The organism is Streptococcus criceti HS-6 (genome assembly GCF_000187975.2).
GTDB classification, from domain to species: Bacteria; Bacillota; Bacilli; order Lactobacillales; family Streptococcaceae; genus Streptococcus; species Streptococcus criceti.
Genome location: NZ_AEUV02000002.1, coordinates 1,900,048 through 1,925,687 on the forward strand (window position 1 = coordinate 1,900,048; position 25,640 = coordinate 1,925,687).

At 42.3% G+C, this 25,640-nt stretch carries 19 protein-coding genes and 1 riboswitch; of the genes, 4 read left to right on the forward strand and 15 right to left on the reverse strand.

The window, feature by feature from the left end; genetic code table 11:
• Window positions 1-121 precede the first annotated feature (121 nt).
• Window positions 122-243, forward strand: a riboswitch (glycine riboswitch).
• 129 nt (window positions 244-372) lie between these two features.
• The 3 genes from STRCR_RS08855 (at window position 373) to STRCR_RS08865 (ending at window position 4,513) form a co-directional block, all read left to right on the forward strand.
• Window positions 373-1,734, forward strand: a complete 1,362-nt coding sequence (locus tag STRCR_RS08855) for an alanine/glycine:cation symporter family protein (protein ID WP_004226403.1) — start codon at window positions 373-375, stop codon at window positions 1,732-1,734.
• Between the two features lie 128 nt (window positions 1,735-1,862).
• On the forward strand, window positions 1,863-3,206 hold the full coding sequence (locus tag STRCR_RS08860) for an alanine/glycine:cation symporter family protein (RefSeq protein WP_004228102.1): 1,344 nt from the start codon (window positions 1,863-1,865) through the stop codon (window positions 3,204-3,206).
• 110 nt (window positions 3,207-3,316) lie between these two features.
• Window positions 3,317-4,513 carry a cation diffusion facilitator family transporter gene (locus tag STRCR_RS08865; protein WP_004229890.1) on the forward strand — a complete coding sequence of 399 codons (1,197 nt, stop codon included), beginning with the start codon at window positions 3,317-3,319 and terminating at the stop codon, window positions 4,511-4,513.
• Between the two features lie 633 nt (window positions 4,514-5,146).
• Here the strand turns inward: STRCR_RS08865 and STRCR_RS08870 are convergent.
• From STRCR_RS08870 to STRCR_RS08880, 3 genes are read right to left on the reverse strand one after another with little or no spacing between them, the layout of a single operon-like run.
• Complete coding sequence (locus STRCR_RS08870; RefSeq protein ID WP_040804614.1) at window positions 5,147-5,998, reverse strand: amino acid ABC transporter substrate-binding protein; 852 nt, start codon at window positions 5,996-5,998, stop codon at window positions 5,147-5,149.
• 14 nt (window positions 5,999-6,012) lie between these two features.
• Complete coding sequence (locus tag STRCR_RS08875) at window positions 6,013-6,645, reverse strand: amino acid ABC transporter ATP-binding protein (protein ID WP_004228737.1); 633 nt, start codon at window positions 6,643-6,645, stop codon at window positions 6,013-6,015.
• A 9-nt stretch (window positions 6,646-6,654) separates the two neighbouring features.
• Window positions 6,655-7,296: an amino acid ABC transporter permease gene (locus tag STRCR_RS08880; protein ID WP_004228788.1), complete on the reverse strand. Its 642-nt coding sequence runs from the start codon at window positions 7,294-7,296 to the stop codon at window positions 6,655-6,657.
• A 230-nt stretch (window positions 7,297-7,526) separates the two neighbouring features.
• Here STRCR_RS08880 and STRCR_RS08885 point away from each other — a divergent pair, with 230 nt between their 5' ends.
• Window positions 7,527-8,552, forward strand: a complete 1,026-nt coding sequence (locus STRCR_RS08885) for a S66 family peptidase (RefSeq protein WP_004230090.1) — start codon at window positions 7,527-7,529, stop codon at window positions 8,550-8,552.
• Window positions 8,553-8,633: 81 nt separating this feature from the next.
• On the opposite strand, the gene STRCR_RS08890 is transcribed toward STRCR_RS08885, so the two are convergent.
• The 12 genes from STRCR_RS08890 to pfkA all read right to left on the reverse strand — a co-directional run bounded on the left by STRCR_RS08890 (window position 8,634) and on the right by pfkA (window position 25,630).
• Entirely contained in the window at window positions 8,634-8,966 is a 333-nt protein-coding gene (locus tag STRCR_RS08890; protein WP_004229989.1) for a zinc ribbon domain-containing protein YjdM, read from the reverse strand.
• A gap of 664 nt (window positions 8,967-9,630) precedes the next feature.
• Complete coding sequence (locus STRCR_RS08895; protein ID WP_004226016.1) at window positions 9,631-9,831, reverse strand: hypothetical protein; 201 nt, start codon at window positions 9,829-9,831, stop codon at window positions 9,631-9,633.
• 794 nt (window positions 9,832-10,625) lie between these two features.
• On the reverse strand, window positions 10,626-11,936 hold the full coding sequence (locus STRCR_RS08900) for a 5-methylcytosine restriction system specificity protein McrC (protein WP_004227141.1): 1,311 nt from the start codon (window positions 11,934-11,936) through the stop codon (window positions 10,626-10,628).
• Window positions 11,920-13,302 carry an McrB family protein gene (locus tag STRCR_RS08905; protein WP_040805038.1) on the reverse strand — a complete coding sequence of 461 codons (1,383 nt, stop codon included), beginning with the start codon at window positions 13,300-13,302 and terminating at the stop codon, window positions 11,920-11,922. Before STRCR_RS08905 ends, STRCR_RS08900 begins: the two co-directional genes overlap by 17 nt.
• Before the next feature lie 710 nt (window positions 13,303-14,012).
• Window positions 14,013-15,158: a mannitol-1-phosphate 5-dehydrogenase gene (locus STRCR_RS08910; protein WP_040804616.1), complete on the reverse strand. Its 1,146-nt coding sequence runs from the start codon at window positions 15,156-15,158 to the stop codon at window positions 14,013-14,015.
• A 21-nt stretch (window positions 15,159-15,179) separates the two neighbouring features.
• Entirely contained in the window at window positions 15,180-15,617 is a 438-nt protein-coding gene (locus STRCR_RS08915) for a PTS mannitol transporter subunit IIA (RefSeq protein WP_004225935.1), read from the reverse strand.
• Between the two features lie 2 nt (window positions 15,618-15,619).
• Complete coding sequence (locus STRCR_RS08920; protein ID WP_004225226.1) at window positions 15,620-17,572, reverse strand: BglG family transcription antiterminator; 1,953 nt, start codon at window positions 17,570-17,572, stop codon at window positions 15,620-15,622.
• A gap of 43 nt (window positions 17,573-17,615) precedes the next feature.
• The gene (locus STRCR_RS08925) at window positions 17,616-19,394 is read right to left on the reverse strand and encodes a PTS mannitol transporter subunit IIBC (protein ID WP_004226380.1); all 1,779 of its coding nucleotides are present in this window, start codon (window positions 19,392-19,394) and stop codon (window positions 17,616-17,618) included.
• A gap of 472 nt (window positions 19,395-19,866) precedes the next feature.
• Window positions 19,867-21,678 (reverse strand): glutamine--fructose-6-phosphate transaminase (isomerizing), encoded by a 1,812-nt coding sequence (gene glmS, locus STRCR_RS08930; RefSeq protein ID WP_004227967.1) that lies wholly within the window; start codon window positions 21,676-21,678, stop codon window positions 19,867-19,869.
• A 321-nt stretch (window positions 21,679-21,999) separates the two neighbouring features.
• Window positions 22,000-22,560 carry a signal peptidase I gene (gene lepB, locus STRCR_RS08935; protein WP_004228944.1) on the reverse strand — a complete coding sequence of 187 codons (561 nt, stop codon included), beginning with the start codon at window positions 22,558-22,560 and terminating at the stop codon, window positions 22,000-22,002.
• A gap of 479 nt (window positions 22,561-23,039) precedes the next feature.
• Entirely contained in the window at window positions 23,040-24,542 is a 1,503-nt protein-coding gene (pyk, locus tag STRCR_RS08940; protein ID WP_004227309.1) for a pyruvate kinase, read from the reverse strand.
• Between the two features lie 74 nt (window positions 24,543-24,616).
• Window positions 24,617-25,630: a 6-phosphofructokinase gene (pfkA, locus tag STRCR_RS08945; protein ID WP_004226611.1), complete on the reverse strand. Its 1,014-nt coding sequence runs from the start codon at window positions 25,628-25,630 to the stop codon at window positions 24,617-24,619.
• Between the last annotated feature and the right edge of the window lie 10 nt (window positions 25,631-25,640).

A 25,640-nucleotide genomic window follows, 5' to 3' on the forward strand; every position in this document is an offset into this window, starting at 1 on the left:
TAGCTAAACTAGTAACATATTTATCAAATAACCGATTGAAATCATCAGGAGAGAAAAGGTTAGACCTTTCGCCGAAGGAGTAATGCTCTCAGGTTTCTAGTCATAGAATGGGACTGATGATGGACGGACTTCTGGAGAGATTTTCTACTGAAGGGACAGGTAGCCCAATAGCTAGAAAACGCCGAAGGGGCAAGGTAAATTCGCTTTACTCAAACTCTCAGGCAAAAGGACAGAAATTCAGCCCAAAAGGTCAAGGCTTTTTTGGGCGTGCTGTTAGTACCTCCAAGTCCAGAATCAGATTAGTCTGGACTTTTTTGCTTGGACTAATCCTGTGTAGGTGCTTGATAATCTTAGAACTTTGGAGGAATAGTCATGCTGGACTTTTTTACGAAAATTGATGATGTTGTTTGGGGGCCGCCCCTGCTAGTACTCTTAGTTGGGACGGGGATTTATTTAACCGTTCGCTTGGGACTCTTGCAAGTGCTCCGCTTACCTAAGGCTTTCAAACTCATCTTTGCGGAAGACCAAGGTGAAGGAGATATCTCCAGTTTCGCAGCTTTGGCAACTGCCCTAGCCGCTACCGTTGGAACGGGAAATATCGTTGGGGTCGCCACAGCTATTGGGACTGGCGGACCAGGGGCCCTCTTTTGGATGTGGATGGCAGCCTTCTTTGGGATGGCCACAAAGTATGCCGAAGGCCTTCTGGCTATCAAGTATCGGACCCAGGATGATAATGGCCAAGTGTCCGGCGGACCTATGTACTACATTACCAATGGGATTACCGGTCGCCTAAAAGTCATAGCTAAGCCCCTCGCTTACTTCTTTGCCTTGGCGGGAATTTTAGTTGCTCTACTTGGTATTGGGACTTTCTCTCAGGTTAATTCTATTACGGGCTCCCTGCAAAATACTTTTGCTTGGTCTCCTAAAGTGGTTAGCGTTGTCATTGCAATCTTGGTAGCGATTATCGTTTTTGGCGGTATTCAGTCCATCTCCAAGGTCTCAGAAAAAGTGGTCCCTTTTATGGCCGCCCTCTATATTCTGGCAACTGTAGCCATCATCGCTATCAACTTTCACAACCTAATCCCGACTCTTGCGGCCGTCTTTAAATCAGCCTTCACACCGACAGCTGCTGTCGGCGGATTCACAGGAGCAACAGTCATGCAGGCCATTCGTCTAGGGGTTGCTCGTGGAGTCTTCTCTAATGAATCTGGGCTGGGATCTGCTCCCATCGCTGCTGCTGCTGCCAAAACTGAAGAACCTGTTGAGCAGGGGTTGATTTCTATGACAGGAACCTTTATCGACACGATCATCATCTGTACCCTGACGGGACTTTCCATCTTGATTACTGGTCAATGGTCGGTCAAGGACTTAGAAGGAGCTGCCGTTACTCAATCGGCCTTTGCGTCTGTCTTTGGCCATATTGGTAGTTTGGTACTGACCTTGTCTTTGGCTCTTTTCGCCTTTACAACGATCTTGGGTTGGTCTTACTACGGAGAACGCTGTGTTGAATTTGTCTTTGGGACTAAGGGTATCACCATTTACCGCTGCATCTTTGTCCTCATGGTAGCACTTGGCGGCTATCTGCAGCTGCAGGTCATTTGGAAAATTGCAGATATCGTTAATGGCCTCATGGCTCTGCCAAACTTGATTGCCCTTTTGGTCTTGTCACCCATTATCATTGAGGAAACGCGAGCATACTTCAAGCGCAAGGCTGGCAAGTCCTTTGACAGTTAAAAGTATAATTTGAAATTCCAGTCACATTTTTATATAATACGAAGGTATATATTTTTAAAATGTGTCAGGCGGGGCTAGACAACTAGCCCCTTTTTCCTGCCATACAAAAGAAAAAGATAGGAAATACTATGCTAGATTTTTTCAATAAGATTGACACCTTCATCTGGGGCCCGCCCCTTCTTATCCTTTTAGTTGGGACTGGGATCTATCTCAGTATTCGTTTGGGATTGCTGCAGATTGTTAAACTTCCCAAGGCTCTTCGCTTGATTTTCGCTGATAGCGAAGGTCATGGAGACGTCTCCAGCTTCGCTGCCCTATGTACGGCTCTGGCCGCTACGGTCGGAACAGGAAACATTGTTGGAGTGGCTACATCTATCAAGGCAGGTGGCCCCGGAGCTCTCTTTTGGATGTGGATGGCGGCCTTCTTCGGGATGGCAACCAAGTACTCCGAAGGACTCTTGGCTATTAGATTCCGCGAAAAAGATGAAAATGGTGAAATTGCTGGCGGGCCTATGTACTACATCGTCAATGGTCTGGGTAGAAATTGGAAATGGCTGGCGATTCTCTTTGCTATCTTTGGAACCATGACAGCCCTCTTAGGATCGGGGACCTTCACCCAAGTTAACTCTATCACCGATTCCATCAAAAACAGTATTGGCTGGGACCCCCGTTACGTCAGTATTGTCCTAGCTATTCTCGTTGCTATTATTATCTTCGGTGGTATTCAATCCATCTCACGTGTCTCCACCTTGGTAGTCCCATTTATGGCTGTTATCTATGTTCTAGCCGGCCTCACTATTCTGGCAGTTAACTATGACAAACTTCTGCCCAGTATCGGACTAGTCTTCTCTTCTTCCTTTACTGGCCACGCTGCTGCTGGCGGTTTTATGGGAGCAACGGTCATGGTCGCCCTGCAAAAAGGGGTTGCTCGTGGGGTCTTCTCCAATGAGTCTGGGCTTGGTTCTGCTCCTATCGCCGCTGCTGCTGCCAAAACTGAAGAACCCGTTGAGCAGGGGCTGATTTCTATGACAGGAACCTTTATTGATACTATCATCATCTGTACTCTGACGGGGATGGCTATCATTGTTACAGGCGGCTGGTCCTCAAACTTAGACGGAGCCATCCTGACCCAATCAGCCTTTGCGTCTGTCTTTGGCAATTGGGGAATTTTAGCTTTGACTGTCAGTCTTGTCCTCTTCGCCTTTACAACTATCTTAGGTTGGTCTTACTATGGAGAACGCTGTTTTGAATTTCTCTTTGGAGCTAAGTCCATTCCAGTTTATCGGGCATTTTTCGTGGCTATGGTAGCTATCGGGGGCTTTATCAAGCTGGAAACCATCTGGGCCATCGCTGATATTGTCAATGGCCTGATGGCCTTCCCCAATCTGGTAGCCCTGCTGGGACTTTCTCCAATCATCCTTGCGGAAACCAAAAAATATTTTGCTAAATCTGAGCTAGATTTGAGCAAATAATAAAAAGATATCCCTTAGGCAAATCTAGGGGATTTTTTGACAGTAACTTGATTGGCTTGACGCCAGCAATTCTGCTATAATAAAGCCATTATAATTATTTAGGAGGACCTATGGTGACTGCGGAAGAATCGATTAAATTTGCTAGACGGGGGCCCATTGTCTCTATTTTTGCCTATCTGGTCCTCGCTCTAGGCAAACTCCTCTCTGGCTACATACTCCATTCCTCATCGCTGACAGCCGATGGGTTTAATAATCTATCGGATATCATGAGTAATCTTATCCTTTTAGTTGGCCTCTATTTGGCTAGTCGACCGGCCGATGAGGACCACCGCTTTGGCCACTGGAAGATTGAGGATCTTGCCAGTCTCTTGACCTCTTTTATCATGTTTCTGGTTGGTTTTCAGGTCCTCATGGAAACCATTAAAAAGCTCCTCAGTAATAGTCAAACGGCCATTGACCCTCTGGGTGCCTCGGTCGGTCTGATTTCAGCTTTGGTCATGTACGGTGTCTACTTCTACAACCGCCATCTCTCTAAGAAGGTTAAGTCATCAGCGCTTCTGGCGGCCTCCAAGGATAATCTGTCAGATGCGGTGACTTCGCTGGGAACTTCGGTTGCTATCGTTGCTAGTTCTATGAACTTAGCCATCATTGATCGGATTGCTGCCGTCATTATCTGCTGCTTCATTCTCAAGACGGCTTACGACATTTTTATTCAGGCAACCTTTAGCTTATCAGACGGATTTGACGATAAACAACTGGCTGAGTATGAAAAGGCCATCCTACAAATTCCCAAGATTACAGCCGTCAAGTCTCAGCGTGGCCGAACCTATGGTTCTAATATCTTCCTCGATCTCGTTCTAGAAATGAATCCCGACCTGTCTGTCTATGAAAGCCATGCCATTACCGAACAAGTGGAGCAGCTGCTCCACGATGACTTTCAAGTCTACGATGTGGACATCCACGTCGAGCCGGCTCCCATTCCTGAGGATGAAATTTCCGATAATGTTTACAATAAGCTCTACAAATTTGAAAAGCTAGTTTTAGCCAAGATCCCTGACTATGAGACTTATATTGCCGAGGATTTTATGCTAGTCAATGAGCATGGTCAGGTCTTGACTCAGCATCGTTTTCTTGAGCTGGCCCCCTACTACTCCAGCAATTTTCAGTACTTCAAAATGACCTCTATCAGTCAGAAGACTAAGCTGATTACCTATCGTCTGGAAAATCAGCAGCATGTCAGCATCTGGCGACGCCATGAAACTTGGAAACTAGTATTTCACCAAATCACCCCAGAACAGAGAGCATAAGAGGATAGGACAAAAGTTCTTCCTCCTATCAGCTTTGGATAAGCAGTTTGGCACAGTGGTTAGAGGCTGAGACAAAAGTTCTCAGCCTTGTTTATTTAGTCAATTATATTTGCTAGGTGCAGTGGTTGGGATAAAGGCTTGTTGGCTCTGCCAAGAAGTCTTTCCCCTGCACAGTTCATTAGGTACTTTAGCACCAATGAACCACTGCTGGTTGGTTATCATCTTGTAGTGCAATCCCATTTTCAGGCACCTTCTTAAGCAGTCTGGAGATAAACTGCCAAGGCCTGCCGCCTAAGAATAGGAAAGTGGCAAAGGCCTGAACCTTAAAATGTGAGAGAGTGGCTAGAAATCACCATTTTATGACGATTTCTAGCCACTCTCTTTTCTGTTAGGCTCTGTCTATTGGTACGAAAGAAACATGAAATAAAAGTCAGCTGTCCTGTCAAAAAACGAACAACGATAGAATTTTAATCATCTGAAATTCATCATTGTTCGTTTGATATTTTATGTTTTGTGAAATCGGAGTTGATGATAAAGAATTTCTAAAATGAAAATCTTTTTTATCCGTAACCTCCGGAGATTACAATATTTTGTGGGCGAAGGCTAAGCCATCATGGCTGTCTGTCCCACTCTCTAATTTGTATTCTTAACTTGCTTGGTTGCCACATCTTCACCAAACCAGTTCTTGGAAATCTTCTGGAATTGGCCGTCTTGGTAAAGTTCTTTGAAGGCTTGGTTGATTTTTTTCACCAAGGTCTTATCAGACTTACGGGCGCCGACAGCAAAGCTCTCAGCTTCATAGCCAGCTGGTATAATATTGTAGCTGTCCAGCTCTCCTTCTTGTTCGAGGTAATAATTGGCATAAACACGGTCGATCAAGAGGCCGTCAATTCGGCCCGCCTTCAGGTCAATCAGAGCCTGAGTAAAGGTCGAATATTGGATTGCCTTCTTATCCTTGACCTTATTCTTGAGCAGGTTAGGCTGACTTTCAAAGGCATCATAGCCTGAGGAGCCAGCTTGGGCTCCTAATCTCTTTCCAGACATCATATCGATGCTGGAAATATTGGAGGACTTCTTGGTCACGACCACCTGCTGGTTAACCATGTAAGGATCGGTGAAGGTAAGTTCTTTCTTGCGCTCATCGGTCACAGAATAACCGTTCCAAATCAGATCGATGGTCCCATTCTTGAGCTCGGTTTCTTTCATGTCCCAGTCGATAGCCTGCCACTCTACCTTGATACCATACTTTTTAAACACAGCATTGGCTAAGTCCACATCGAAACCGGTGTACTTACCATTTTTTTCTTCAAAGCCCATGGGTACAAAGGTAGCATCAAAACCAATTTTAATCGTTTTTTCCTTACTGTAGGTTGACCACTGATCCGTCTCGGTCGCGAAGTTAGACCGAGAGCTGCAGGCTACTAAGACCAAGGCTGCCAGAAGGAGCATCAATCCCATGGAGAGACTTCTTATTAGTTTTTTCATCGTCTATCCTTTATCTATTTAGGGTTAATCGTCAAAATATCGTCCGCAACATTTTTGGCAAAATCCATATCATGCGTAATAACAATCTGGGTAATGCCCATTTCACGGTTTTGCAAAATCAACTTTTCAACCTCCTGGCGCAAAGCGGGATCTAAGGCCGAAGTTGGCTCATCATAGCCAATGATTTTGGGATCAATCATCATAGCACGCGCAAAAGCGACCCGCTGTTTCTGACCGCCGGAAAGAGAAAAAGGATAGGCCTGTCCGTGCTCTTCAAGGCCTAATTTGGCCAGTAAATCCTTGGCTTTTTTCAATGCCTCTTCCTTAGTAACCCCCATCGTTTTGGTTGGAGAGAGGGTCAGGTTTTCCAGTACTGTCAAATGAGGAAAAAGCTGAAAATCTTGGAATACAAACCCCAAAATGTTTTCGGATTCTAAGTGATTCAAGGGAACCTCTGCGCCCTGATAAATGACTTGACCAGAATCGATTGTTTCTAGGCCGGCCAGCATCCTCAGAAGGGTCGTTTTTCCGCCGCCGGAAGGACCGACAATGGCTAGAATCTTTCCTTCCTCAACATTAAGATTAAACGCTTTAAAAATCTGCTTGTGGCCGAACTGCTTGGAAATATTTTTTAATTCTAATAACATAGACCCCTCCTACTTATAAAAATTAAATTTCTTTTCAATACGTTTAGAAGCTAGAGTCACCACGCCTACTAAGAGCAGATAGATGGCACCAGCAACAAACATAGGGGCCAGACTGGCGTCACGATTGGAAGCTGTTCGGCTCTCCAAGAGAAGATCGCCGACTCCCAGTACATAGACCAGTGAGGAATCCTTAACCAAATTGATGACTTCATTAAAGACGCTCGGCAGAACAATTTTAACCACTTGCGGCAAGATAATATAGCGAATGGTTTGTAACTGGGTGAATTTCAAGACCTTGGCTGCTTCGTACTGCCCTTTAGGGATGGCAGCAATACCGCCGCGGAAAATTTCCGCAAAATAGGCCGCATAGTTGAGGGTGAAAGCCAGAATAGCGGCCGGCAGCCGATCAAAGACAATGCCAACACTTGGCAGAACATAATAGAAAAAGATGAGCTGCAAGAGAAGCGGAGTCCCGCGCATAACCCAGACATAGAGTGTTAGAAGCCAGTTTAAGGGCTTGAACTTTATCTGCATCAAGAAGGCAAGGACTATCCCTAAGGGAATGGATAAGACGATAACGATACAGAAAACCTGTAAGGTGACGAGGGCTCCATTCAAGAGTGCAGGAAGAATTTCTAATACATACGACATAGCTGGCTCCTAACGTGAAGATATGCCTTATTATACCAAATTTTCAGACAGTTTGAAAGCTTAATTTATTTTTATTCATCTAAAAGTGAAAAAAATACATTTATCTGCTTCTCTTTGGAATTTCCAAAATCACTTATCGGCAAAACACATCCACAGCCATTTTCATCCTTTCCTAGCAAGGTTTAGTATGCTATAATGCTGGTAATTTTCAAAAAAAGGAGGCGCCCTTTATGTTAAAAAGAATTGGGATTGTCAGTCTGTCCAGCGGTATCCTCGGAGAGGACTTTATTAAGTTTGAAGCGGACTTAGGAGTCAAACGCTTGGAGCAGCTGGGGCTGGAGGTCGTGTTTTTAGACCATGCTCTCAAAGGTATTGACTATCTACGGGAGAATCCTCAAGCTAGAGCTCAAGATCTGCTCACTGCTTTTAAAGACCCCGCCATTGATATGATTTTATGCGCTATTGGCGGTGATGATACCCACCGTCTCCTGCCTTATTTATTTGACCATAACGAACTGCAGCAAGTGCTCCAGCAGAAAATCTTTTTAGGCTTTTCCGACACCACCATGAATCACTTGATGTTGCATAAGCTGGGACTCAAAACTTTCTACGGTCAGGCTTTTTTGCCAGATATCTGCGAATTGGACCACGAGATGCTGCCCTACTCCTTTCATTACTTTAAAGAGCTGATCGAGACAGGTCGTATCTCAGAAATCAGACCCAGTGCTACTTGGTATGAGGAGCGGACAGATTTTAGTCCCAAAGCCTTAGGAACCAGTCGAATTATGCATAAAAATGAAGGTTTTGAGTTATTGAAGGGAAATCCCCAATTTGAAGGAGCCATCCTAGGCGGATGTTTGGAATCCCTCTATCAAATTTTTGATTCATCGCGTTATGAAGACAGCAGTGCCCTCTGTCAGCATTATCAGCTCTTTCCTAATCTGAGTGATTGGCAGGAAAAAATTCTCCTGCTGGAATCTAGTGAAGAAAAACCTGAACCTGCCCTTTATCGTACCATGCTGGAAACATTAAAAGCTACTGGTATTTTTGAGGTCCTAAGCGGTGTGATTGTCGGTAAGCCCATGGATGAGACCTACTATGATGACTATAAACAAATCCTGCTAGAAGTGATTGATACGGATATTTCTATTCTCTACAATGTCAATGTCGGGCACGCTACCCCTAGGGCTATCATTCCTTTGGGTGTCCCAGCCAAAGTAGATGCGGCCGCATCTGTCATCAGCTTTCAATCATAGTAGAAGACGAGAGCGACATAAATTCGCTCTCGTCTTTTCAGTTAAAAAGCCCAAGGCCTTTGCCTTGAACTTTGAGAGTATTTATATTTTTTTAACAAACTCTGACTTGAGCTTCATGGCTCCAAAACCATCAATCTTACAGTCGATATTGTGATCGCCTTCGACCAGCCGGATATTTTTTACACGAGTGCCTTGCTTGAGATCCTTTGGAGCTCCCTTGACCTTGAGATTTTTAACGATCGTAATGCTGTCGCCATCAGATAGACGCGTACCGTTGCTGTCGAGAACAACAAGCCCTTCCTCTTCTTCAACAGCGTTCGGATCCCACTCATAAGCACATTCTGGACAGACCAAGAGGATACCGTCCTCGTAAACATACTCCGAGTTACATTTGGGGCAATTTGGTAAAGACATAGATTTTTCCTTTTCTAAAAATACTTACTAAGCTATTTTACCCTAATTCTGATAGCTGGGCAAGCTCGTTTTGAACTATGGGTAACTGCCAGAAATCCTCAGGTAAGGGGCTGCTGCTCTTTAGAATAGTTCTTTTCTTTAACGTCTACTGTCTGCCATTGTTTTGTGCAGAGTTTATAGTTACTTGATAATAGTCTTTGCTGTCATAGCCGTTTGTATAGGTTATCGTCTACTCTAGTCCAAGACCATCGGGCTGGGGAAAGTTATTTTCGTATGGATATTCCAATTTCATAATGACAGAGTGATAACTCTCTTCTCCTTGAGCGTTTTACTATCCCAGCTTTAAGGTTATATACTTGGTTTTCTAGAAAGAGCCCTCAGCTTCCTTTCGGAGTTTCCCCAGTTACTTAATGATTAAAGCTCAGGTAGATAGTTTTAGCCAAATTGTCTGGATTAGGGTAGTAACTCAAGCTCAGGCTATTATGGGAATGTGATACCTTCTTTTCCCTATTGATTAACAGTCTTATCAATATCCGTTCCTTTTATTGAAGTCCTCTGTCTATAAGAACTACTCCCTTTCAAACTCTGAAGTTCCTGATAAGTCCAAGTATAGACTCTTGCTCCTTTAGTTAGGCCATACTGAAATTGTGCAGTCAGACCAAAACTATCTATTCATTATAAAAACAACTAACACGATTAAAAATGTGAACCCAATAACTCCACCAAAGGCTAGTATGAGCCCTTTTTTAAAGCTTTTGGCGTCTTTCTTTTCAGGCACTGGCTTTGTATCTCGGCCTGAAAAGATCGGAGAATTATTTTCCTTGCCTGTCGAAAAAGCTGATTCAAATTCATTATTTTCTTCCATGCTTGCTACCTTTCTCTTTAATGGATATCTATTTGCTGACCTTTGCTATCAGACTGCGACAATATTTTTCTATCCTACTTAAGGACTTTCTCTTTAGCCCTAGATAGTATTGCCCGTCTTTGTACTTGTTAAATTACAACTCCTGCTCGTAATAGCCATCGCTATCATTCCAGAGATAGTCAACCATTAAGCTTGTGCTCTAGTTTAAATCTACCCAATTTTGATAGGAACAGTGGTGAGGCTCTTTCCCATTTCCCGCTTAAATTCTTTTTTGCAAAATAGAAGCCACCTTCAACAGAGCAAACCATATAAACAAAAAAACAGACGGCAAATCCAGCAGCAACTCATATCTGGCTCAGGGTCACACCCAGTTTGGCACGGATTCTTTCAGACGAACTTAATCTGTTTTACTAGTGTCAAAGGCCTTACCAGCATTTTTATCTTTGATCCTTACTCCATGTCTTTTTTTATCAGTTAGCAGTCACGTTGATTATAGCATTTTTTAAATTGAGCTAAATTACAATTCTATTAAGTCCCAAACTAATTTAACTACCCGTCAATAAGTGGTTTGCATCGGTCTCTCAGTCAAAAGATATCCAGCAAAATATAGTTTAGCAACCTAGCCAAACTCTGGGATGATTATTAGTGGCTAACTCCCTTTGTTAAAAATTATGGAGCTTTTTGAGTAAAAGTCCCATACATAGGATTAAAATTAAAGGACAGCAAAAAAGAGAACAGATTTTACTCTATCCTCTAATCTCATCAAGGTTAATGTATGACTATTCTAAAATTTCTTACCGATTACAATATAAATGACTTCGAAAGGCCTCTTCTGCTTCCTTCATGGCGCTAATGAAATCCTGATAGCTAGTGCAGCCTTGGGGAATGGCGAGGCCGAGTTTTTCGACATTTACTGAATATTCTCGTTTTTCTTTTCTGCCCTGTAAGAGTTGATATTCGGTCGGTTCTGATTTTTTCTTATCTGGAAAGAGATAAAATCCTACTTTGGCGTCAAAGCGATACATATAGGCTACTACCTGCAAATAATCTCGTCCATTGATATTATCCATAGGCTTATATTTAGCATCCGCAACAACTGGTGAACCTGATAAGGAGAGAAAGTCTGGATAAATTCTTCCATTTCCATTTTGAAATAAGGAATAGCCGCCTGTCCTGTTCTTATTTTGAGGATGTTCAAATTCAGGCAGCAAGGTCGCTAGATATTCTTCCCAAAGCCAGGCAACATCAAAGAGAAGACCGTGGATTTTTTGATTGGATTGATCCAGCCCATGCTTTTCTTGACTCAAAATTATCAGGCAAAGCCGCTGCAAAGTCCGATACTCATGATAGTAAGTATGACGGATAGGTTTATTTTGATTTTCTCTGATAATCTTAGTCCTATCTGACAATCGATAACTAGGTGTTACCCGTACAATTTCAGCTATATTTTCCTTAACTGAAGATGAGCTAGACAAAAGCGCTCTGCCATTGGGAACAGTATGCTGAATAAAGGCAATAGTGTGGCTAACCAGCTGCATGAGGACATTATCAAAGGAAAATTCCCTAGTTGAATAAGCTATTTTTCCTGTAAAAGGTGTGTTCTGCTTAATATGTCGGGCAACTTCTATTGTCCCTTTGACATGACTGTCATTGTAGAAAAAGCGCTGGTATTCCTTATAAAGCCCCTTACGCAAGGCTGCCTCAAGATATTTGGGAAAAAGATAGATTAAAAGATGGTACCAGCTTTCTTCTCGAGACAGGCCGATATCAAGACTAGTCAGATTGAGCTGCAGTACCTTTTGCAGCATGTAATGCAGAAAGTAATCATCATCTCCATTGGCAAAACGAGAATGAATGCTCAAGCGCTCCTCCCCACAGCCTAGAAAACCGATGATGTTCTGCGTTTTAATCTGGTCATTGACTGTCTCCAGCACCTTGCCATCTTTTTCCAAATCGAGAGAATCCAGCAAATCATGCGGGAAAATAAAGAGATTGTCCTCTTTGGAAAGACTTTCCAACGTTCTATCCAGCAATTTTTCTGACAGCTGAGGATAAGAAGCTTCAAATTCAGACCTAGCTACTGAATCATTATCCGTCAGTCTCATCTGACTCTTCCTTTTCTATTAAGTTGTAAGCATTTTCTAGTTCTTTCAGCTTTTCTACCTCATCATAGGAACCACGCAGATAGTCCTCTAAAAGCGGCTGCAAATAATCGAACCAAAGAACGTCATAATCGTAATTCACACTAGGCAGTTTAAGGAAGTAGCTTGGCCCAATATGGTAATGACTGTTAAGACCCTCAATGTCAGAAATAGCCTTATTTAAGTTTGTCAAACAAATTCTAGCTTTTTCAATTTTATCGTTATCAAATTCGTCACTATTCTCCCACATTCCCATGGTATCCGCTGCCTTAATTTCAACAAACCTAAAACGACGGCGCATAGCAAAATCAAAAGTATCTACCGACCGGTCAATATCATTCATGGTACCAATGATATAGACATTCTCAGGAATATAAAATTTCTCATCCGTTTCATGTAAATTAGCATATTGTGTTGAAACTGCACCCTTCTCCCCGCGGTAACTCGGATCAATGGAGAAGAATAACTCTCCAAAAATCTTGGAAATCTCTCCACGGTTGATTTCATCAATGATGAAGACGAAGGTTTTATCTGAGTCTTCTTTAGCTTTCGTACAAAACTTTTTAAAAATGCCATCCTGCAATTCAAAACCAATCTGACCATCAGCACTTGAGACAGGACGCAGCCCTTCCACAAAATCCGTATAATCATAGGATGGGTGAAATTGAACAAAACCGATTTGGTCATCATTTCCCCCAGTCAGTTCCTTAGCAATCTGCTTGGCAAGGTAGGTTTTCCCAGTCCCCGGTGCACCGCGGAGGATGAGGTTTTTGGAAATTTCTAATATGTCTTTATAATTTTGCAATTTAGGATTCTCTTCTGCTTTAATTTTATATTTATTCCAATATGAATGATTTAAGAAATAATCGTAATCTTGTTCCTTTATTACTTCACTTATTGCAAAATCAATTAATTGCGATGTTTCCTTTTCTCGATTTTTAATGTTAGATGGTACCCAAATAGTCTCTTGCCCTGTGAAAAAATACCATTCTCGCTCTGAATAATTTTCCTTCCAATCAACGATTACTGTATGACCATCTCCTAAAATTTTTTTAACAGTAGCCATACCATGAATTTTCATTACCGAAACTGCCTTGTCATTCTTTTTTTCAAAAGGTAACTCGTGTTTTTTGGTATATGAAGTCTTGGCTAATAAAATATCTCCAGGTTTTATTGTATTGAACAATTTAAACATCTTTTGATACTGCGAGTTTTCTTCATTATCATACCAACCCAACTCCCATTTTCCTTCTTGCTTATAACGTTCAAGGTTGTCAACTTCTCCAAATTTTGTACCGACAAAAAAATACTTTCTATTTTCTTCCATCATATTCTCTCCTACATTATTATCTTTCTTAAACCCCACAAATTGATTATAAAATGCTTTTAATTTTTCATTTGCTTTTAAATCTGAATATAAATCTAACTCACCGACAACATAAGAATATCCTGTATCTTTATCTTCACTTAAACCTTGTGAATTCCATTTTACAATTTTCAATGATTTTACTTTGTAGTCTTGAAACTCTGCACGTACATTTATCCAAATATTTTTTTCCGAATCAAGCTTATAACCAAAGTAAGGTAGTTTTTGGCTTCCATTTCCACTCTCAGGACCCCAATGACCTGAGCTAGACATCTGAATTTTATACAAAACATTATCAATCGTTATTTCTTCACTTTGTTGATAATTCTTGTAATTATTATTTTCAAATCCATGATTTCCTAATTTTGTATTGGTTCCCTTTCCGCTTTTCATCTTTTTGTTTGCCTGTTCTACAAATCTCTTAAGTAACTGTTTAAATTCCATATAACTATTGGACATATCAAATATTCCCTCTGGCTTTCTTCTAGCAAATTTTGCTGCTGCATTGAAAGTTTCTATCTTACTGGTAAGTTAATATAACTCATTTTAGCAGCTCTTCTTTAATTATACACCAATTTCAGAAAATTTAATAATTAATCTTCAGAGCTATAAAAAACGCCACAAAAAAGCAAGCTACCAATTTAGCTTGCTTTTGACATGACTGCTATCTGTCTCTAGATCGAAGTAACTGTGGCTTCAATCTCTTTAATGAGATCCTGGTCTTTAAGGTCTGTGACTTGGGCGATAACCTCTGTCAGCAGTTTGCTAGCCAAGAGGTCTTGTAATTCAACAGATTGCGGGTCTTCAGGATCATTGTATTTGAAGACAAAGGCAACGGTTTTTAAAAGATTATCATAGGAAAGTCCGCGCTCTTTCAATTCACGAATAGGGCGGATAAAGCGTTCATCAAAGCCTAGTTTGCGAATTGGTGTGCGGGCAACACGGGTCACATCATCGACAATATAAGGATTTTCAAAACGAGAGATGATGACCTTATGATAATCAACCAAGGCTGCTTCATCAAAGCCCCATTTAGCTATCAAGAGACTGCGGATTTCTCCCAAAACTGCTTCGACATTAGCTTTAACAGTTTCGTTTTTAAGCGCTTCGAGGATCGTTTTGGCACCATAGAAGGCACCTGTATAGGCAGATGTGGCATGACCAGAGTTGACGGAGAAGAGCTTGCGCTCAATGAAAGGTGTCAATTCTTCTTCATAATGCACACCGTCCAGTTTCAACGCCTTATTTTTCATGCGGCCTGTTTCAACAACCCACTCCTTGAAAGGTTCAACCACAACAAAGAGAGGATCCTCATGGCTTTGCGCCGGAACAATACGGTCGACAGCAGCATTAGGAAAGCCGACATATTCCTTAGCATAGGCTAAGCCTGATTCAGACAGGTACTTCTGCACTTCGGACCAGAGGAACTCGGATCCGCCAATCATATTTTCACAAGCCAAGACATCAATAGCCTGCTGCTGACCAGCAGCTTGGCGAGCTTCGATCCCCTTGGCTACCAGTTCAGCGATAAGGGGCAGGATATTAGGACCAATCGCAGTGGTAATAATATCTGCCTGTGTAATAGCTGCCACAACAGCTTCTGGATCTTGAGCATTATTAATGCCGCTGACGCCTGAAACAGCGATATGGCGCTGTCCATCCTCAGCAATTTCAATCTCATAACTGTGGCGCTCATTGAGAGCATTGATAATGGCTTCATTAACATCAACAAAGGTGATATCAAAATTATTTTCAAACAAAATTTCACCAATAAAGCCGCGGCCAATATTGCCAGCACCAAAATGTACTGCTTTTTTCATCATAAACCTCTTTTCTTTTACCTAGGCAACACTGTTTAATAAGCGAATAACTTCTTCCTCAGACTGAGCATCGGCTAATTTGACGACATTGTCAACATCCGCGCAGAAGATGGAAATTTTTTGGATCATCTCTAAGTGCTCATCACCAATACCAGCAATTCCAAATAAGACTGTGGCCACCTGCTTATCATCTTCTGTGCCAAAATTAACACCTTTGGGCACTTGAACGACTGTGATACCAGACTTGAGAACTTCCTTTTTGGCATCCTCTGTTCCGTGCGGAATGGCGATGAAATTTCCCATATAGACCGATAATTCCTGATCACGACGCACCATAGCATCGATATAGTCAGGATTAACATAGCCGCCGTCGGTCAAAAGCTGACCGCAGTAACGGATAGCTTCTTCCTTATTGGCAAATTGCTGATTAAGTTTAATCAGTGTTTTTTCAAATTCCATAGTTAAGTCTCCAAATCTTTGATTGTTTCTGTAAAAATTTTATTTAATAGTTGGTAGATAATCTCCTGATTGCCAGTTTTATAAATTTCTGTGTAGAGATGGTTTTCAATGATGGACTGGCCGATAGCCGACATCAGCTTTTTAACTTCATCTTGACTCTTTTCCTTTGTCAGCATGACTAAAATCCGGCTGACCTCTTCCTTCTCATGGTTCATGGACAGGGCCGCAACGCCTTGTCTCAATTGATAAACCATGAACTGACTTTTTTCCACCGCATGGGATTGTGTATGCAGTAAGGCCAAACCAGTTTCGGGAATGGCAAAAGGACTCAAGGCAAAACGCTTAAGCAGTTTTGCGGTCAAATAGTCTCGATCCGAAACGAAAGGCAAATCTTGGATAATTTCCGCTACTGTTTCCTCAAAAGAAGGCGTATTGTTCAATGCTCTGAGCTGAAAACGATCCAAGAGATCCCTATTAGCCTCTAAATAAAGCTGCAAGTCAGTTTTGCCAACCAGCTCAATATTGCGTTCCCTTTGCTGATTGCGATCTAATTGAACAGCCTGCAAACGATCTTGCAGGCGCAAGATCTCTGCTGTACTAGGATAGGTCGAAATAACATCGACTCCCTCGTACTCATTGGGACTGGTTGCTAGAACATAGTCGTAAGTTTCCAAATAGGATTCATCAAATTCCTCAAGGCGCTTGACTTGAACCGACTGAACGAAAGGAGCAATCGACTTTATTCTGGTAACCAGAAGTTCGACTGCCAAAGGCCGCTGATTGGTCAGCAGCAAAACCTGAATCGGATAGATATCTGGGCTCCGTCTAATGCTAGAAGCAAAGTGGAGTGTTATCAACTCATATTCAGCCTCATTTTGCAGATAGGCAGGGAAAAGATCTTTCACCACCAGCCGAATGATTCGGTGGAGAAACTCATTTTGATAAGCCACCAGATGTGCTGTTGACGAGACTGACTGATCAGGAAAAAGTTGAGGAATAGCCAAACTCAAGCGCAGGTGATGGAAGAGAAAGTGAAAGAGGGTCTTATCCTTAACAAAGTTAATCTTGGTAAAAGAGGAGACCTTATCAATCAGATTAGTCACATTATAAAAATATTGACTATCAAAATTTTCTACATAGAGAGGATTTTCTTGACGTTTGATATAAAGTTCATCAAACCGGCCTGCCCAATAAACGATGTCATTAATAGCATAAGCCTGAGCTGTCAATTTCGAATATGTGGCAAAAAGTTTCTGGGCTAGTTCCAAAGACTGCTTGCTGACATGCGTTACAGCCTGAGGTTGCCCAAAATACTTGGAAAGAGCCAGAAGGATCGTGAAAAACTGCAGTAACTTAGGATCCATTTCCGGCATAAAGGCTTGAGCCTCACGGAAAGCCTGTTTAGCCCTTTTGAGCGGTTCCTCTAAATTATTAGCCCACTGCCCAAATTGGCCTGCTTTGAAATCGGCTGATCTGATCAGATGGGTCAGGAGCACAGCCAATAGATAGCGGTGCTGCTCTACTGTTAGCTTCAAAAAGTAGCCTTGCTTTCGTTCCATCTGAACATCGAATTCGGCGAGACGATTTTCAACATCAGTGATATCTTGAATAACAGTGACATTGCTGACCATAAGTTCTTCTTGGAAATAGGCGTTGGTCAAAGGTTTATCAGCTCGCAACAGAGCCAAGCAAATCAGATTAAGGCGTTCACTGCGGCTATAATCTTCTTGGCTATAGAGAGAGCTTAATTTGGAAAGATCCCCTGATAGGGCAAACTTTTTTTGCTCCTTCTTCAACTGGATTCCCACTGCCTCTAGGCTATTCGTTAAGTCTGAAATAGTCCGATAGGCTGTCCTTTGAGACACATTCAAAACCTTTTGAATATCACCTATGGAAAGCCTTCCTGCATCGAGGAAAGCCTTAACTAGCTTTTCTTCACGTTTTGTAAATATCATAAGCCCATTGTACTACTTTTAACTAGCCTTTAAAAATCTTGACTTATTTATGCATCCGAGCAACCATCTTATCATATTCCGGTGTCGTTACTAGACTGTCTACAACTAAGTATTGCGCATGCGGTGCATGAGTCTGAGCAGCCGATTGATTGGCAATGGTCGTCACCACTAGGATATTCTTAGCGTTAAAGTTCCCAAGATTTTCATTACTTGCCTTAGAAACTGGGATACCAATACCATGATTTTTAAAGATGAGTTCCAGAGTAGCTTGTCCCATCGTGGCTGAACCTTCCGCCTTACCGTGGGCAAAAACAACTTCGTCAATGTAGTTCAAATCTAAGTCATCAGTAACGTGTCCTTCTGCTTCTGTTTGAGGAGCTGCTGCCGTTTGATTAGCTGTCGCTTCGCCAGCTAGAAGGCCAACAATGTCATCATATTTAGGTGTTGCCAAGAAATTATCAACAGTAACATGGACACTGCTAGGAGTTCGTTCAGCCGCCCGATCTGCCAACTCTTCTTGAGTCACAATCAAGGTATGATCTTTATCTGTCAGGTTAGAGATGGCCATGTTGGTTACCGGAATATCTAAGCCGGATTTCTTCACCTTATCACGCAGGATTGAAGCTCCCATAGCTGAACTTCCCATACCAGCGTCACAGGCAAAGATAATTTGTTGGATATTGTCTGCAGTAATGTCGCCTGAATTAGCCATTGGCTGAGCAGCCGCCCCTTTAGATTCTGCCTTAGCCGCTTGGGTAGCAGCTTGAGCAGCTTCTAGGGAATCATCATCAGACTTATCAGATTTTAAGATAACGGAAGCCACTAGGAAAGATACTATGGCTGCTGCAAAGATACCGGCTAGAACGACCAAGTGAGGTCCCCAGCCTTTAGGCGCCATACCCATAATAGCGATAATGGAACCAGGCGAAGCAGGCGCTGTCAATCCAGCCCCCAGTGTTTGGAAGGTAAAGGTTCCGGCCAAACCACCGGCAATAACAGCTAAGAACATAGCTGGTTTCATCATGACGTAAGGGAAGTAAATTTCATGGATACCACCGAAGAAGTGGATAATCATAGCTCCCCAAGAAGAGGATTTCGCTGAGCCTTTACCGAAAACAGCATAGGCAATCAGCACACCAAGACCTGGTCCAGGGTTCGCTTCCAGCAAGAAGAGAACCGACTTACCAACCTTGGCCACCTGTTCTGTACCAAGCGGGGTAAAGATACCGTGGTTAAGAGCATTATTAAGGAAAAGAATCTTAGCTGGTTCAATAATCAAGTTAGCAATCGGCAGGAGGTGAACCTTGACAATAGCTTCTACACCAATACCAACCCATTCGGTCAATTGCGCTACGATTGGGCCAATGATGAAGAAAGACAGAACCATGAAGGCGAAACCAATTAAACCCAGTGAGAAGTTATTCACCAGCATTTCAAAACCAGTTTTGATTTTTGGCTGAACCTTTTCATCAAATTTCTTTAATACCCAGGCGGACAAAGGCCCCATAATCATGGCACCGATGAACATCGTAACGGTTGAACCGGCAATGGCACCGAAAGAAGCAATAGCCCCGATAACGCCACCGCGCTGCTTATGGACATTATAACCACCTGTATAACCAATCAAAAGTGGCAGGACGTATTTTAGCATAGGGCCGACAACGTTGGCATCGAGATCCTTATTAGGTAGGTAACCAGTCGCAATGAAGAGCGAAGCTGCTACCCCCCAGGCAATGAAGGCCCCAATATTTGGCATAACCATATTTGAAAGTGCAGTCCCCAGTTTCTGGATTCTGACTTTCAATGAATTCCCGTTAGACATTAAGATATCCTCCTTTTTAAAATGGGATGATTGAAAACTGGAAACTACATTCAAACCTCAGTGAGATGAAACCTTCATCCCTCAGAACTTATGCGTTTCCCTTCAATTTTCTACGATTTTATTATAGAACTTTTCTTTTTGCCAGAACACTCAAACTTTGGCAAAAAATCTTTGCCACAAGGGCAAATTTTTGACAAAGTTGCTTGATTTATAGCAGACATCAACTCAGGTCATTCAAAAAGCCTAAGAAAAACTTCTTAAGCTTGATTTTTAAAATAAGTATAGACGAGCCAACTGTCGAAGCTGTCACATGAGCTTTTTCCTTTAAGCATCAGTAACAAAAGCTTTATGCTCTCTTCGCTGCTCAATATAATCAGAAAGCCTAGGCAGTCAAATAGGAGGGGTGCTGGAAACCGTCACTTAGGCCTGTTCCTAGCCACCCGGTCTTTTTATTATCGCCCTTTGTCTCTTACTATTCCACCGTAACAGCCTTGGCCAAGTTACGCGGTTTATCAACGTCCAAGCCACGTTGCAGGGAGGCAAAGTAGGCAATCAGCTGGGTTGGAATGACCATAGAGATTGGAGCTAGGTAAGGATGGACCTTGTTGACAATAATATCATCAGTATCTGTTGCTAGGTCTTCTTCGACAACGGTCAAGACGCTGGCACCACGAGCTGCCACTTCTTGAATATTACCACGAGTATGGGCAGCTACTGTTGGACTGGAAGAGATAAGGGCCAGAACTGGTACTCCTTCTTCAATCAAGGAAATTGTCCCGTGTTTAAGCTCACCAGCAGCAAAGCCTTCACATTGAATATAAGAGATTTCTTTGAGTTTGAGGGAAGCTTCCATGGCCACGAAATAATCGGTACCGCGGCCGATGTAGAAAGCATTGCGGCTAGTTGGCAAGAGCTTTTCAACCTTCTTAGCGATGACATCTTTTTCAGATAAGGTTGATTCGATGGATTGAGCTACGATGGATAATTCATGGACTAAATCAAAGTCAAGAGCTTCTTGCTTACCATTGGCTTCACCGACAGCCTTAGCCAAGAAGGCAAGAGCTGCAATTTGAGCAGTGTAGGCTTTAGTAGAAGCAACAGCAATTTCTGGACCAGCATGAAGGAGCATGGTATAAGTTGCTTCACGCGACAAGGTAGATCCAGGAACATTCGTTACGGTCAAGCTTGGAATTCCCATGGTATTGGCCTTAACCAAGACCTGACGGCTGTCAGCCGTTTCACCAGATTGACTGAGGAGAACGAACATAGGTTTCTTGCTCAGGAGGGGCATATTATAGCCCCATTCAGAAGCAACGCCAAGTTCTACAGGAGTGTCCGTCAACTGTTCGAACATTGACTTGGCAGCAAAACCGGCGTTATAAGAGGTTCCGGCTGCCAAGATATAAATACGATCAGCCTCCTGAACCGATTTAACAATGGCAGGATCAACCGTCATTTTACCTTGGCTATCAGCGTAGGTATTGATAAGCTTGCGCATAACGGTTGGCTGCTCATCAATCTCTTTGAGCATATAGAATGGATAGGTACCCTTCCCAATATCGGATAAGTCTAGCTCTGCAGTGTAGCTAGAGCGTTCTTGTACATTACCATCATAGTCCTGCACCTGAACAGTGTCAGCTTTAACCACAACCAATTCCTTATCATGGATTTCCATGAACTGATTGGTTTCACGAATCATGGCCATGGCATCGGAACAGACCATATTGTAGCCATCACCTAAGCCGATCAAAAGCGGTGATTTATTCTTAGCTACATAAATTGTTTCACTATCATTAGCATCCATGAAGGCGAAGGCATAAGATCCTTCAATAATAGAGAGAGCTTTCTTGAAGGCAGATAGAACATCGAGGCCATCTTCTTCGACAAATTTACCAATCAGATGCACCGCAATTTCTGTATCTGTCTGCCCCTTGAAATCATGGTCAGCAAGATAGGTATTTTTAATATCAAGATAGTTTTCAATCACACCGTTATGCACCAAGGTGAAACGTCCTGTTTGTGATTGATGGGGGTGAGCATTGACTTCACTAGCCGGTCCATGGGTTGCCCAGCGCGTATGACCAATACCAGCAGTCCCTTTTATATCACCAACTTTAGCTGCCAATTCAGCAATCCGACCAACAGCCTTAATTAGATGACTTGATTGACCATCCGTTACATAGATACCAGCTGAATCATAGCCACGGTATTCCAATTTTTCCAAACCTTGAATTAAAATATCAGTTGCCTCTGGATTTCCGACAACACCGACAATTCCACACATACTTTTTAATCGGTAGCTAAACTACCTCTCCTTTTTCTATTTCGCTTAAATTGGTATAGTCTATTTTCAAAACCAATCACGATAAATACAGTATATTTAAATGTTTTTACTTTGTCAAGAGAAAAATTGGTATAGTTCAATTAGTCCTAAGCCTCTCAACTTACTGCCTAAAAAGTCACAGCCTCTAGCTCAGTTTCTTGCTAATGGGGATTCACCTTCTCTTCCCAAGCAAGATAATATTTAAGAATGGCATTTCCTTGCTGGCTAGGGAAGGATTGCTCGAAACGATCTATCTGTGATAACAAAAAAAGAGTAGCTAAGCTACTCCACAGTTACAAAACCGAATTTATTTAGAGGCCAAAGTCTGAAGGAAATGACTCCCTTAATCTGCTTTTTATGGATGAAACCAAAGCGACGGCTATCATTTTTATTCTGACGCTCGTCATTTAGAATCATATAGGAATTTTTTGGAACCTTAGTGATCTTGTCACTCTTACCAATCGTCTGAGCTGTAAAATCTTCTGTAAAGTATTGGCCTGGTTGAGCCTTCTTGAGGAAGGCGCCTTTTTCTTTTTTGAGGTAGGTTTCATTTTTTACCTTATTGTCAACATAGAGAACATCATCCATGGAAGTTACTGTTTGACTAGATTCGGCAACAATCCGACCAATATATTCCTTACCATGAACCTTATAGACGACGAAATCTTTATCTACAGGGGTGCGCTTATGAACGACTGTTACTAAATCACCCTTTTTAAGATAATGATTTTCCGTATCGGCTGTTATCTTAACCGTTGAAAACAAAAAGATACGCAGCAAGATAAGTGCTAATATGAAGACTAAAAAAATAATAATGTTTCTTATAAGATCACGTCTAACCATAGAAACTCCTTCCAGTGACCTACATTATAACATTTCTTTAGTGATTAGAAAAGGTCAGCGACTTAACAAATCCCTATCAGAAAGCAACAGAAACATGACAGGATACCTTCACTTAGAGTTTAAATAGATATTAGCTGTATACCTTTTTCTTAATGGCTAGCATCACTGCGTAGGAATTGTATTCCCAAATTTATCAATAGAGGTAATATCTCAAGACTGATAAGACACTGACTCGGGCAGGATATCTTGGAATTACCACTATATAGATCTGACCGCCAATGGCTTATACAGAGGTTTCTGCCTTAGGACATCACTCTTTTCTTTCAAAGTAGGGCATACATCTTTTCTAAGTTGGAAATGTTATCCGTTTTTCAGAAAAATAAGGCAGCAAATCTGGATCTTGTCCCTTGTCCAAACAGACGCCAACAAGAAAAAGCCACCACATTTCTGTGATAGCTTCATAGAGCTTTTTAATCAGCTTATTTTACAGTGCGAACACGCATCGTGTTGGTACCACCTGAACCAACAGGAACACCAGCAACAATAACGATGTCATCACCTGATTCAACCAAGCCAGATTTCACTGCTTCACGTTCAGCAACTTCAAACATGTCATCAGTAGATGCAGGTTTATCAGTTACAACTGGGATGACACCCCAGTTAAGCATAAGTGATTTTTGAGTAATCTCATCAAAAGTAACAGCCAAAATATCAGCTTCCGGACGATACTTAGAAATCAGACGAGCCGTATTTCCAGATTCTGTAATAGTTACAACCAGCTTGATGTTCATAGAGTTAGTAGCATCTTTAACAGCTGAGGCCACCACTTCTGTTTTAGTTGAACGTTCAAATTTAGAAGAATCTAACCGGCCGTATTCACTGAGAAGCGTTTGAGCGTTCTTATCAACAGTAGCCATGGTACGAACTGATTCGCGTGGGTACTTACCATTTGCAGACTCACCGGACAACATTGTACCATCAGTACCATCGATAACGGCATTGAAGACGTCAGATACTTCTGAACGAGTTGCACGTGGCTTATCGGTCATTGTTTCAAGCATGTTTGTGGCTGTGATAGCAATTTTACCAGCAGCGTTAACTTTAGTAATAATCATTTTTTGGTAAACTGGAACCATTTCAAATGGAACTTCGATACCCATATCACCACGCGCAATCATGATACCGTCAGCAGCATCAATAATTTCATCGATATTATCAATTCCTTGCTGATTTTCGATTTTAGCTAACAGCTTAACGTGTCCGTTACCTGTTTCTTCACAAATAGCTCGAACTTCATTAACATCTTTAGCTGTACGAACAAATGAAATGGCGATGAAGTTAAGGCCTTGTTCCAAACCAAAGCGAATATCAGCGTTATCACGTTCAGCCAAAGCTGGGAAAGGAATCTTAGTGTAAGGGATATTCACGCCTTTTTGTTTAGCAATGATACCATCATTTTCAACTTCAACTTCAAACTCACGAGTCGCAGCATCTTTACCGACAACACGGAGACCAAGTTTACCATCGTCAACAAGGATTTGTTTACCAACTTCAACATCATCAAAGATATCAAGTGCGCCGGCAACATTCAAGGCAATCACATCTTTTGTAGATTGAATCCCTTGTTTCGTTGCGACACGAATCTTGTCACCAGTTTTATAAGAGTATTCTTTAGCGTCATCTGCAAACAATTCTGTACGGATTTCAGGTCCTTTTGTATCCAACAAGAAACCAACTTTTTGACCAGCGATTTCTTCTGCCTTACGGACAACTTCCATACGTTCCCCTTGTTCTGCGTGGTCACCATGTGAGAAGTTGAAGCGGAAAACATTAGCACCTTCTTCGATTAAACCAGCGATGTTTTTTGCTGATGCTTCATGGTCAAGGCTTTCACCCCAATAGCCATCATCACCAAATTTCTTACCACCACGGATCTCTACCGCAGGACCAAGTGTTGCAACGATTTTTACGCGTTTATTCATGATAAATATGAACTCCCTCTATTTTACATCCCTTTTGGGATAGGATTAACTAGATTTAATAAATGTTGGCCTGATTAGTAGGTCGTCAAGTCGCGGGCCAAATCAGCGAAATCAAGACGAGCTTTGTGCGGATTGTTGACGATGATTTTACCATCTTCAGCCAAGCTAAATAAAGCCCCTTCTTCTGCTGTTCCAAGGATTGGACTTTCTACCAATTCCTCATTGTGGATACCAACGGCAAGTCCGCCGCGACCCTCTTTAAGCAATTCAACAGCATGAGCGCCCATCCAAGAAGCAAGGACACGGTCACGTGCTGTTGGAGCGCCACCGCGAACGACATGTCCAAGACTCGTTGCACGAAGATCACTAGTATCTCCTGCTTCTTTCATCTTAGCAGCAAACTCTTGAGCACTCATAACACCTTCGGCTAGAACGATAATGTGGCGTTTTTTACCTTTTTCGTAGCCGGATTTAACCTTGGCAACAACATCCTTGATATCGTAGTCTTCTTCTGGAACAATAATTTGATCAGCACCTGCTGCAATACCAGACCAAAGGGCAATATCACCAGCATTACGCCCCATTACTTCTACGACAAATGTTCGCCCATGGCTATAGGCAGTATCGCGAAGTTTATCTAAAGCTTCTGTCGCTGTTGTGACCGCTGTGTCAAAACCAATTGTGTAATCAGTACCGACAATATCATTATCGATAGTACCTGGAAGACCAACTGCTGGGAAGCCGTGTTCTGTTAAACGCATGGCACCATGATAAGAACCATCACCACCGACAACAACAACACCTTCAATGCCGTGTTTCTTAAGTTGCTCAATACCTTTCAGTTGCCCTTCAAGAGTGGCAAATTCTGGGTAGCGAGCTGACTGAAGGAAGGTACCGCCACGGTTGATGACATTTGAGACAGCCTGACTATCAAATTGGAAGATGTCTCCTTCAACCATACCAGCATAACCACGGTTAATTCCGAAAACTTCCATATCTTCGGCAATTGCTTTACGAACGACCGCACGAATGGCTGCGTTCATTCCAGGGGCGTCACCACCACTGGTTAAAACAGCAATACGTTTCATTATACCTGTT